Origin of the sequence: Paenibacillus sp. N3/727 (assembly GCF_022637315.1) — a bacterium.
In the GTDB taxonomy this organism is placed as follows: domain Bacteria; phylum Bacillota; class Bacilli; order Paenibacillales; family Paenibacillaceae; genus Paenibacillus_AQ; species Paenibacillus_AQ uliginis.
This window is the reverse complement of sequence record NZ_CP093336.1, coordinates 1,155,117-1,167,138: the sequence shown is the minus strand read 5'-3', so window position 1 is coordinate 1,167,138 and position 12,022 is coordinate 1,155,117. Positions and strand designations below refer to the sequence as shown.

Annotated in this window: 9 protein-coding genes; 4 read left to right on the top strand and 5 right to left on the bottom strand. The window is 43.5% G+C overall.

The window, feature by feature from the left end:
- The 4 genes from MNQ98_RS05200 to MNQ98_RS05185 form a co-directional block, all read right to left on the bottom strand.
- Positions 1-768 (bottom strand): ABC transporter ATP-binding protein, encoded by a 768-nt coding sequence (locus MNQ98_RS05200; protein ID WP_241932226.1) that lies wholly within the window; start codon positions 766-768, stop codon positions 1-3.
- Between the two features lie 99 nt (positions 769-867).
- Positions 868-2,301, bottom strand: a complete 1,434-nt coding sequence (locus MNQ98_RS05195) for a sensor histidine kinase (RefSeq protein ID WP_241932225.1) — start codon at positions 2,299-2,301, stop codon at positions 868-870.
- 20 nt (positions 2,302-2,321) lie between these two features.
- Positions 2,322-3,017, bottom strand: coding sequence for a response regulator transcription factor (locus tag MNQ98_RS05190; RefSeq protein ID WP_241932224.1), 696 nt, complete (start codon positions 3,015-3,017; stop codon positions 2,322-2,324).
- A 685-nt stretch (positions 3,018-3,702) separates the two neighbouring features.
- On the bottom strand, positions 3,703-4,572 hold the full coding sequence (locus MNQ98_RS05185) for an AraC family transcriptional regulator (protein ID WP_241932223.1): 870 nt from the start codon (positions 4,570-4,572) through the stop codon (positions 3,703-3,705).
- Positions 4,573-4,716: 144 nt separating this feature from the next.
- On the opposite strand from MNQ98_RS05185, the gene MNQ98_RS05180 reads away from it, so the two are divergent.
- From MNQ98_RS05180 to MNQ98_RS05170, 3 genes are read left to right on the top strand one after another with little or no spacing between them, the layout of a single operon-like run.
- On the top strand, positions 4,717-5,676 hold the full coding sequence (locus MNQ98_RS05180; protein WP_241932222.1) for an MTP-1 family protein: 960 nt from the start codon (positions 4,717-4,719) through the stop codon (positions 5,674-5,676).
- Positions 5,677-5,688: 12 nt separating this feature from the next.
- A complete protein-coding gene (locus MNQ98_RS05175) occupies positions 5,689-6,513 on the top strand; it encodes a carbon-nitrogen hydrolase family protein (protein ID WP_241932221.1) in 825 nt (274 codons plus the stop codon).
- A gap of 20 nt (positions 6,514-6,533) precedes the next feature.
- Positions 6,534-8,540 (top strand): glycoside hydrolase family 125 protein, encoded by a 2,007-nt coding sequence (locus MNQ98_RS05170; RefSeq protein WP_241932220.1) that lies wholly within the window; start codon positions 6,534-6,536, stop codon positions 8,538-8,540.
- Between the two features lie 877 nt (positions 8,541-9,417).
- On the opposite strand, the gene MNQ98_RS05165 is transcribed toward MNQ98_RS05170, so the two are convergent.
- The gene (locus tag MNQ98_RS05165; protein WP_241932219.1) at positions 9,418-10,899 is read right to left on the bottom strand and encodes a radical SAM/SPASM domain-containing protein; all 1,482 of its coding nucleotides are present in this window, start codon (positions 10,897-10,899) and stop codon (positions 9,418-9,420) included.
- A gap of 343 nt (positions 10,900-11,242) precedes the next feature.
- Between MNQ98_RS05165 and MNQ98_RS05160 the strand changes: the two genes are divergently transcribed.
- Positions 11,243-11,992, top strand: a complete 750-nt coding sequence (locus MNQ98_RS05160; protein WP_241932218.1) for a (S)-benzoin forming benzil reductase — start codon at positions 11,243-11,245, stop codon at positions 11,990-11,992.
- Positions 11,993-12,022 lie beyond the last annotated feature (30 nt).

The following is a 12,022-nucleotide window of genomic DNA, read 5'->3' as shown; positions in this document are numbered from 1 at the left end:
TCACTCCTTTCCTGAAACATAAGAAAATATAATATTTTCTCTGTCCTGAATGTCGTCACTATCCGATTGGTATTTATCAAATTCCAGAATGCCGCCCACTTTGCCATCTCGAATAAAAATGAGCCGATCCGCTCTGCAAGCCGCTTTGATATCATGCGTAACCATGACAACGGATTGCCCTTGGCGATTCACATTCGTTAAAATATCCAATATCGCGACGCCTTGATCATAATTCAAACTGCCTGTCGGCTCATCGGCAAAAATGATTTCCGGAGAATTAATCAGCGCTCTTGCAATGGCCGCCCGCTGCTGTTGTCCCCCTGAAGCTTGAGCTGGCAAGCGATTGCTCAGACTCTCGATGTTCATTGCTTCCATGAGCGAAAGCGCCTTTTTCTTCACTTCATTTTTTTTATTACCGGCGATATAGCCAGGCAATGCGATGTTTTCCCCAAAAGTGAGATCAGGCACCAGATTAATTCCTTGATAGATGAATCCAATCCTCCGTGCCCTGAAGTCTGCCATTTTCTTTTCGCTGTAAGAATTAATATGTTGTTCTTGATAATACACCTCTCCAGCTGTCACGCTATCCAGTCCACTTAGAAGATAGAGCAATGTCGATTTTCCTGAACCGGAATTTCCCATAATAACCGTGAAGTCTCCTTGGTAAATATCGATATCAAGATTTCGAATGGCATGATATTGTTCGCTGCTGGTAGAGTAAGTTTTACAGAGGTTAGTTGCATGAATCATCGTTTTTTTGGCAGTCATTCATTAATGCCCTCCTGCAATTCAGTATATTTGCCATTGTAAAGGGCTTTTCTTGCATGCTGCTTATCAGATTATTAATAAAGTATTACAGACCACGGCTTAGCATAATGGAATGGAAAAATAAAAAGTGGTTCCTTGACCCGGTCTGCTTTTAAAGGAAATCGATCCCTTGTGCGCTTCAATAATATATTTGCATATGGACAAGCCCAATCCTGAACCCTCTTTTTTTTGTTTAACCGATAGATTGTCCACCTGACCTTTAAAATAACGTTCAAAAATAAACGGCATATCCTGCGGTAGAATTCCTTTGCCTGTATCTGCAATCGTGACGGTTAACTGATCCCGCTCCTGTTCAATGTCAATTCGGATGGAATCACCTGGGGATGTATGCTTCAAGGCATTCGCAATCAGATTGGAAATCACCTGTTCCAACCGATTTGCATCCACATTGATGAGCACATTAGGAATCTCTACTGGCTCGATAAAGGTAATCCCGGCTGTACGGACGGAATGACCTATCGGCTTAATCATTTGCAGCAAGATATTTTTACTATATTGCTCTGTTGGACAGACTGAGATTTGCTCCAATTCTTTTAATGCATGCAGAAGCAGATCATCCACAAGCACTGTCATTTTTTGTGTGTTGGTTTGCATCACTTGGATATATTCCATAACCGATTCCATGTCAGGACAAACCCCTGCACGTATCGCCTCAAGGTATGCTTTTATCGTCGTGAGGGGTGTCTTAAGCTCATGAGATAGATTCGAGATCAGCTCCTTCTGAGCTTTATCTTGCTCATCTCTTCGTTTGCTAAGATGCATAATCTCCAGCCTCATCTGATCAAACATGGCGTACACTTCTCCGATTTCATCCATGCGACCATACTCCGCTTTATGATCGTAATCCCCTTTCAGAATGGCTTCCGAATAGTACTTCAATTTCTGAATCGGTCGGATTGTATCGTTGTTGATTTTCTTTCTAAGGAACCACAGTAAAATAAATATCATCAATAAACATAAAATCATCAGGATGAAAGGAAAGAGGGGGATATCATTTGATGGTCCATAGATAACCTGTGCTGCCGGCACTGTAAATATGGCATTTCCGATTTGAGCTTGTGACTCTTGGCTGATGACGGGAAAGGCGATTTCAAAAAAATCTTCATCTACCCTTGAACGATATAAATCATAATGAAGCGAAGTCTTTAAATCGATGGTCTGTATTGACTCCTCAGAGGAAGAATGAAAAATAACCTTGCCATCCAACTGAGAAAACAGAAGGTTTACCCCACTAGTTTCACTCATCTTCCGCAAGGTCTCTCGTATCGTCGCATCGCTGGCAATCGCTTGATGATGTTGTTCAAGATACAACATCATATCGTTGACCTTGATACGCACTTGATTAATCACATAGCTCGTGTGGGTCTTGTCCTCTTTCTCACCCCATAGGATGTACGCTCCACATCCGATCGCGATGATTAGACATATCGAAACAGCGTAAATCCACTTTCTTAACCACCGGTTTACATACATCGTATTCTCCATCCCCAGACTTAATCCAAGCTGAATTTATAACCAACGCCCCAGACCGTTTTAATAAACGTTGGATTTGAGGGGTCGGTCTCCAGCTTTTCTCGCAATCTTCGAATATAAACGGTTATTGTGCTTTCATCTCCAAAGGTATCGTATCCCCATACTGCATCTAATAACTGACTTTTAGAGAACACTTGATTTTTATGCTTGGACAAGTAATACAACAGTTCAAATTCCTTCGCAGATAATGATATTTCTCGACCTTCTATTGTTACCTTGTAGGCTTTCTTATCAATGATAAGGCTCCCATACTGCAACAGTTCATCATGCTTGGGCCTGCTGTCCATGTCCCCTCTCCGCAGATGGGCGTTAATTCTAGCTACGAGCTCACTTAGAGAAAATGGCTTCGTCATATAATCATCCGCACCAAATCCAAGCCCGAGCACTTTGTCCGTATCGCTGCCTCTAGCGCTCAAAATCAGAATGGGCGTGATGCATGTCTCACGAATTTGACGGCACAGCTCAATCCCGTCCACATCCGGAAGCATAATATCCAGAATAATAAAATCGGGCGACAAGGTGTCGATTAATGTCAGGCCTTCCTGACCGTTCTCCACAACCAAAACCTCATATCCGTTAATGGTTAAGTAATCTTTGATAACACGGGAAATATCTTGTTCATCCTCAATAACGAGTATCTTCCTTGATCGGCTCATTGTGTATTCTCCATTATGTATTATAGTTTTTCTATATAAGTTGAACTATAAAGATTCTCAGCCCGAGCATCACTACGAATACGGATTATTCTTCTGATCGCTCTTGCCCCCAGATTTCCTTTAACATATTTATACAATTGTTGAAATCTGGTGACAAAGGCGACCACTCCGTTTCTCCAGAATAATTCCGCCTTCTCCGTTGAAGTTCTTCCATTTCTTTAGTTCAATTTATATAGTTATCATAGTAGCATGGGATAAGAGAGTTGGAAAGATAATACAATTAAACGACTGGGGCACGTTTACAGTAGTGAAACAAGGTACGATCAAACAAAACTTCATAAACCGTAATCGTTCACGTCCTCCCCCTTTTTCCGCTTATCCCCCAAAGGTGCCTTCCAGGCCGGAGACTTGGTATGTGCTGGATACAGTCGATCAGTGGACACGAAAGGCTAAAATCCTCAGCGTCAAAGGCAGTGCCACAGCGCTACCCTTGCCCTCTTCTGCATCCAAAACGGCAAGGGCGATTCAATGACGCCATTGGCGAACAAGAGATGACAGCCTCGCCAGTAATATAATGGACGTCTCGTAAAAACGCAAAAAAGCCAATCGAAATCAGGACAAATGCCTGAAAATCGTCGGCTTAGCGGTAAACTTATTTTGCTCAGTGGCAGATTAATTTTCCTCTCTAATATATCTTCTTAATACTATTCTTCCTTTCTCCATTTACACGATAAGTATGCGGGGTCATATTGAATTGCCGCTTGAACAAGTCGTAAAAGTAACTCATGTTCTCAAGTCCGACCTCTAGGCAAATATTCACAATCTCCATATCGGTATTGAGAAGCAAATTTTCTGCATAGGACAATCTAAGCCTGTTGATATATTGTATTGGGGTAATTTCCAAATGTTTCTTAAACATTCGGCACACATACGCATGCGACTTGCCTGACACCCGGAGCATAGCTGATATTCCCTCAATAAAATTTTCTTTTTTCTTCATCTCCGTGCATAACTCCTGCAGCCAACTCGGATGCTCACTCCAATCGGGGCTCTCTGCTACTGTCATATAACGTGAGAATAGCTCCACTAGCAATGCCCTTACTTCAGCTTTTACGTGCGCTTTATCCGTATGTGGAATGAGATTCAATCTATCAAGCCGGTATCGTACATATTCCTTCTCCGTCTTGGAGAGAATTACGGTCGGAGGCATGTCTGGATTCAGAATCTGCAGCTTTGGAAAACCTTCGCCAAGGTAATCGAACAATGCTGCAACGACTTCCTTATTGAACGAGAGATTAATGAATTGGCAATCCCCTTCCTCCGTTTGCTCATAGTAATGTACATCCCGATCCCGAATGAATACAAGTGTATTTTCCTCCAGCCTTTGCCGCGTTCCGTTTATACAATGGATAACACTGCCTTTTAATATAAGAAACAATTCGAAGAAATCATGCGTATGAATTTCCGCCGTATTTCGGATTGATGTGATGAACCGGTAATGCGCCTGAATATCCGGATCAATTCCCTCCGAAGCGAGCAGCTTCTTGACCTCCATTTTCCCAGCCTCCATTCATCAGCTTGTCTCATATGTCAAAATACCATAATCGCTAATCAAAACAAAGCAAGATTTGCAGTTCTCCATGATTTACGATAGCGATAGAAAAGTTAACTAACGAATATGACTAAGGAGATGTTGAACATGAATCTTATGGAACGTCGTAAACAATTCGAAGAGAACAAACATATATACGAAAGTGTAAAACTCACTTTTCACGGCGTAGCGGGATATGATGTTTACAATGTATCCATTCCATTTGAATGGAATGGCAAACGTTATATCTATGGACGCATCGAAAAACGTGAAGAATGGGCTCGCTCCTGGGTTCACCTGTTTGAGAAGAGCGGTAATGATGAATGGACACTGGTGCCGGACTCTATGATTTATCAGCTTGAAGATCCGTATGTAAGTGTGGTCGGAAGTACCTTGGTGCTCGGTGGGACGCATGTCCGCTACAAACAGGGAAATGTGGACAAGTTCTTCGGTTACTTCTATAGAGGCACCGACCTGAACGATCTCTATTACTTTACGACCGGGCCGGATAATATGAAAGATATTCGACTGGTAGAAATGCCAGGGAATAAAATAGGCGTGTTCTCCAGACCACGGAGCGAGGAAGTACGTCAAAAATACGGAAGCGAATCACTTATCGGATTCACTGTCATCAACAATCTGGATGAACTGTCGAATGATATCATCGAGAACGCTCCATACATTCCAGATTTGTTCGCTAAGGACGAATGGGGCGGCTGTAACCAAGCCTACTATTTGGAAAGTGGAAAAATCGGCGTAATCGGACACATCTGCTATAAGTCAATGAATGAAGAAGGACATATGATTCAAACCTACATGAACATGTCCTTTGTTCTAGATCCAGCCACAAATGAAGCGCTAGATGTCAAGATCATCGGTACACGCCCCTGCTATCCTGAAGGGCCGGCCAAAAAGCCCGTTCTGACAGATTGCGCCTTCACGGCAGGCATTGAGATGCGTCAAGACGGCAAAGTTAACCTGTACAGCGGCATCGGGGATACGGAAGTCGGACGAATTGTGATTGACTACCCTTTCGAAGGTTACGGCCAGATCGTAACTTTTGCTTAGAAGGAGAACAAGATGGAATTAACAATTGGTATCGTTCAAATGGACTGTGTAATAAAGGATAAGGAAGCCAATATTCAAAAGGCGGAACAATATATTGATCAAGCAGGGATGAACGTAGACGTGCTATGTTTGCCTGAATTTTTTACTACAGGATATCATCTTGGCTTGATTAACGATGATTTCTATACATTGGCTGAAACGGTTCCCGGGCCCACGGTTTATCGGTTGGCAGAAAAGGCAAAAAAATATGGTACTGCGATTATAGCCAATATTGTAGAAAAAGATTCGCTTCAGGAATCCGTCTTATACGATACAACGTTTGTGATTGACGAGAATGGTGACTATGTTGGCAAATACAGAAAAGTTCATCTTTACCCTACCGAGCATCAATATTTCCGGAGTGGATCGGAATTCCCGGTATTTGACCTCAAAGGAATGAAAATAGGAATCGCGACATGCTATGACCACGCATTCGAAGAGATGTTTCGCATTATGGCGCTTAAAGGTGCAGAAGCCATTTTCATTCCTTCAGCCGTTCCTAAAAACTTCGAATATTTACTGAACCTTCGTACTTGTGCCAGAGCACAGGATAATCAGATTTTTACAGTGGCGATTAATCGGGTTGGAACAGACGGTGAATGTACCTATTGCGGTTTAAGTAAAATCGTGAATCCTCGTGGTGAAGTCGTATGCGAAGCAGGAGATGAAGAAGGCGTATTAATCGGTACGATCGATTTATCCCTCATCTTGAAAGAGCGGAAACAAGAGCCGATCTTACGAAGCAGAAGACCTGAATTATACGCGTCATTGGCAGAGAATCCGAATCCCAAATACTAAAACAGGTAGGTCAGAGTAAAATGCAAACAGAATACAACAATCGTCAGATGCTCCCTTTACTAGATGTTAGCAATCAAAAACCAATCGATGTCGGAAACGGGCGCTTGTCGGCCAGTATAGGACTTGACGGATTGGTCCGTTCCGTAAATAGTTATCATCCAACGCAAGGATTCATTACACTGACTTCGATTGAACAGTTTCCAAATGATAAGTTTTATGATAGCAACTATGTTCGCTGTTACCGCAGAAGGTTGGTTGATTCATTAGAAGGTGAACGCCAGGCGGTTGGTTTCGGTATCAGACCTCAAGAGAAGAGCTTAAATCAAGAAGTTTATTATTTGGAAGGCAAGTCGCCTGTTTTTCGCTATCAGTTCGAAACAGCCGAAGTTCATTCTATGTTTGTAGCAACCGAAAAGGATGAAAAGAGCTATTTCATTCATAGATTCGAAGTTAACAATATAAGCGATAAAGAAATCGTCTTTCCACTTACGGTCGGTGGACGGTTCAGTTTAAACCGCTGCAGTTACGGACAATTGACGGAAGGAGGACCTATTCCAATTCCTCCATTGGAAAATAGAGTGGATGTCCAGAGCAATCATATGGCTATTTGCAATTCGCATCTATCTGCCAGAGCTGATATGTATTTGTTTACTGGTAAAGATGCCTTGATCCTTGCACCCGTACAGACAACAGCGAATGAACCTGTCAATTACGAATATGGAACGGAACTTACGTTGGAACAAGGAGAAAGCCGAATCATCAACATGGTTTATTCACTTTCACATCAAGAAGAATGTGAGTCTGAACTGACGTACACCGATGTTGAAGAGCTGACTGCCAAGGCAATTCAGAATTTACCTAAATGGAAGAATACGGAGTCCGTCCAAGGTGATAAAGCGAAGGCAGCTCGGTTTATCATTCAAAGGAATCTTGATTATATCGTTTCCTGCTGTTCTATGCCAATTTGTGATGAGTATATGTGTGTAATCACCGATCATCAATTACTTCCTTTATCATGGAATCGAGACTCCTATTACATGATGCAGCTCCTATTGGAATCCGAGAAAAAAATGGAGTTCCTGTTTGAAGATTCATATCGAACAGAATGGAAGAGTCTTGTACAACGGATTGTTAAGGGGCATTTACTCTGGATGTTTGAAAAGGCCGATCGCCCACTTCAATACTGGGGACGCGCTTATTTGACGAACGGCTCCAGTAAAGATAATGTGTTCCAATTCGATCAGCAATGTTATCCCCTTCTAGAGCTTTGTGATTACTATGCACAGTTCGGTGATAAGGAGACAATTGAACGTTTACTGCCAATTGCCAAAGATGTTCTTGATATGATCATGGCGTTTAAACATGAGGAAAAGTGGCTGTTTAAGACTGGAGAGACTCCGGCTGATGACAAAGTCGATTATCCTTATCATTTTTCCAGTCAAGTACTTGCGTGGCATACGTTGCAGCAATTATCCGAGTTGAACAAAGAGTTTTCTTTTTACGATAAAGATTTAGCAGAATGGGCAGATCAGGTACGACATGATTGCATAGGATCATTTAGCACACTTCATAATGGTAAAGAACTGTTTACCTATCTGACGGATTTGAAGGGCAACTTCCAGAAGTATCACGATGCGAACGACCTTCCTGCCGTATATGCTCCAATGTGGGGATTCTGTAGTCAAGATGATACGAGATGGATCCATACGATGGAGTTTGGATTCAGTGAAGACAATAAAGGCGGATTTTATCCCGGCCGTTATGGAGGATTGGGATCTGTTCACACGCCTCATCCATGGCCTTTAGGGGATGCGCAGGAACTGCTCTTTAGCGATGTTATGAAGGATGAGGTTCGCCGAGACAGAATTTTTCAAAAGCTCATGGAGCTTGTTCAATGGGATGGACTGTATTCAGAGGCGGTAGACGAAGAAACAGGAAAAGTACAATCCAGACACTGGTTCTCTTGGCCTGGCGCGGTTATATCCACTGTGTTTTGTACCACTATCCTCGATGTTAGGGAGAGTTAATGAAATTTGCGATTGCTCCAATGTGCGATGAGGAGTTATAACTGTTTGAGAGCCTTGTTGGCGCAACGAACAGTCACTTGTAAGAATGGAGCTTCACCTCGATGGAGCACCGCTCATTTTGGAAAAAGAAACCCTGTACCTTTAAAAGGACAGGGTTTCTCGACAATCTGAGCCTGGTATCTAGGATCCCAGGCTTTTGCTGTTGCTATAAATCTTCGGTGGTTCGTATTGCACCGGCTGCGAGAGGGATCGATAGAAAAATGTTGCAGGTCATACAACATGTAACGGACCAAAAGACACTATGCACAGCTATTGTTGCATTATGCGCAAGATTATCCCTTCATTACTCGATTCAAGCGTATTTTTATGGGAAAATGATGTACTTCATGCAACATTGGTGCACTGAGTGCATCCCCACCCGCATGTTGTTGTATGATATGCAACACTACACCGTGCCTCGCAAACCATGTGCAGCTATTCTGCGTATTCATGCACCAACATTCTCATCTCAAGAAAGGCATCGATGAGCCTGGGCACTCACAGAGCTTCAGAGCTTCAGAGCTATCAGCTGGCTATTAGCTCAAATTGCCGGGTACAGACTTGGTCAAGCGTCCTGTCTTGATCGATGCAGGCTTTGCTGCTGGACGAATTACTTTCATATTACTCACCTCCTTGCAATACGCACAGGCGGTACGAAGTTCGCTTGGGTCTCCTTGCATACGCACAGACAGTACGAAGTTCGCCTGGCTCTCCTTGCATACGCACAGACAGTACGAAGTTCGCCTGGCTCTCCTTGCATACGCACAGACAGTACGAAGTTCGCCTGGCTCTCCTTCCATTCCATGATCAGGTTGGCTTCAGGACTAGATGCAGCCTACTACTCAGCTGATTCGTAAGCCGCAGACTGGAGCCATATCGTGCGAAGCACCTGCTTAATTTGACGTTTCTCGTAGGAGCAAGGGCGGTTGCCCGTCCGCATACGATAGAGCGGACAATGATTGCCTTGACAGGACGGACGGAAGAAGCAGGCTTGGCAGTTCGCATCCGTTTCTTCTCCGGACGTCGTCCATAAGGCCAGCTTGTCCATATCAACGTCGAGCGTACCGTCCTCATGAATACGTCCTAATTGATTGTTCTCTTGTTCGAACGCAACCGAGCATTTGTAAAGGCGTCCATCCGACCCGACAACCATCGAATTCGGCTTCGCTGCATAGCAGATCGCCCCTGTCGGAAGCAAAATGTCTTTTATAAAGGAACTTACAGGCAGCCCCGCTTGAATCGCTTCCTCATTGAGCGCCCATATTTCCTTGTCCTTAGTACGAGCATCACACACAGGGAGCGTAAGATCGTTTTCTCCCCCCATGCAGCCTACAGGCCGGAAATAGACGGCAAAACGCTCATCATCTCCAAACAAATCGCGCAGTTCCGGAATGAAGGAATGAACAGCTTCCAGATTGCTATTGTCAAAATTTACTCGAATGTTGATCTCGAATGGGCGATCTACCTGCTTGAGGGAGAGCAAGTTCGATACGATGCGTTCATAGGTGTCCCCACCCCCGAATAATCCCCGTCGAGTGTTATGTACTTCTGCAGGGCCGTCCAGCGTAATCATATAGCGATCGATGTGCAGATCGAGCATCTGCTCGAACAGCTCTCTTGTCAAGTAATAACCGTTTGTTGACATTTCCGCATGATATGCAACATTGTACTTATCGCAGACTTCAATGAAAGACGCAGACAGCTGCTCGATCACGCGTGGAGCCAGAAGCGGCTCCCCGCCATGCCAGCTGATATTCAAGACACTCAGTGTCTTCGCCCGCTGCTCCATATAGGCGATCAGTCCCTTGATGACTTCGCCCCGCATGTTTCCACGCGGGAAGTATTCATAGCAATAATTGCAGCGGAAATTGCATGCTTCAGTAACTAGCAGCACGAGATGCATGGCATCTAGCTGGTGCATCGACTGATGAAGGAACTGCGCCCGCCGCAGCTCGTCTGTATCCGCCGAAACAAGGAAACCGTGTTCCCGTAGTTCCTTGTAAATCTCATGATCCGGCTCCATATCCGTTTGTCCCGGGTGAAGCCAAGACAGTACACGTTTCCGTTCTTCCGCCGAGAAGGAAGCAATGGCCCCTGAATAACTGTTGTAAAGAATAAGCCCGTCGTCATCCACTTGCGCCTGGGCGTTGAAGCGAGAAGGTCGCCATTGCACAGCATGCTGAGCACGGTTCGAGGACTGATGCTGCGTCTCCTTATCAGAGTCCGAGCATGCTTTCGAGCAAGTCGGCTCTAAAGAGGCTTGCTGTAATTTATATGTTGGCAATTGTTGTGAAGCATGTTGTGATTCGTCTTGTGCCATGTAACGTTTCCCCATCCTTTTTACGGTTAGAACTCGGTATTTTATGCTCATATATGATGCCGCATACAAGGTAGCAGCGACAATGACACCCGTCACGTATATTCACTATAATCACTTACCAAGATTAACCTTTTCAAATCGAAGTAGATTTAGGAGTTGTGTCGTCACGTAATATAGATTTTAAAGCACATATGCTCGCGTTAGTCATTGATAATATATCAAGATGTATTTTGATGGAATTTGAGATAGTCTATCAAGGCGTACGGAAGGAAACAGTGAATAGCATCTAGAAGAAGAGGAGAAAGTCTACTGATTAAAAATCGAACATTAGAGGTGAAATTGGATGCAATTTTTTATCATTACAGGTGCATCAAGGGGAATTGGCGAAGCATTGGCCACACAATTGCTAGATGATAACCATCATATTTTTTGCATATCGAGAACTAGCAATCACAGGCTAATTGAACTGGCGAAGGAAAAAAACAACCGGATAAGCTACCACCCATTTGACCTAAATAACTTAAGCGGAATTGATCAACTTTTTGAAGAATTATTTAACACAATACAACATGAATCGAAAATTGATGCGGTTCATTTGATAAACAATGCCGGGATGCTATCCCCCGTTGCTCCAATTGAACTGAATAGTGCTGATAGCATCATTGAAAATGTAAATATCAATTTACTTGCTCCTATGATCTTTACGTCAAATTTTATTAAGCACACGCTCGAATTAAACATAGACAAACGGATTATGAATATATCATCTGCCTCAGCCAAATACTTGTTGCCATCCCAAAGCTGTTACAGCACCTCTAAAGCCGGTTTGGATTCTTTCTCCAAGAGCGTGAGCTTGGAACAGCTGAATAAAGAATATCCTGCCAAGGTTGTTTCCGTATATCCCGGCATGATCGATACGCAATTGCAGGCTGAGATTCGTTCTGTAAGCAGTGAAACCTTCCCTTACGTGGATCAATTCATCCAAATCGCCCAAGAAGGGAAGCTGCAAACACCTGAATATACGGCAGACAAATTAATTGAAATCCTGTTCAGTGAAGACTTTGGCAGTACAGTAGTAATTGAAGAGTTATGAAACTTAAAAAGAGGGGTTCTCCCCCCTCTT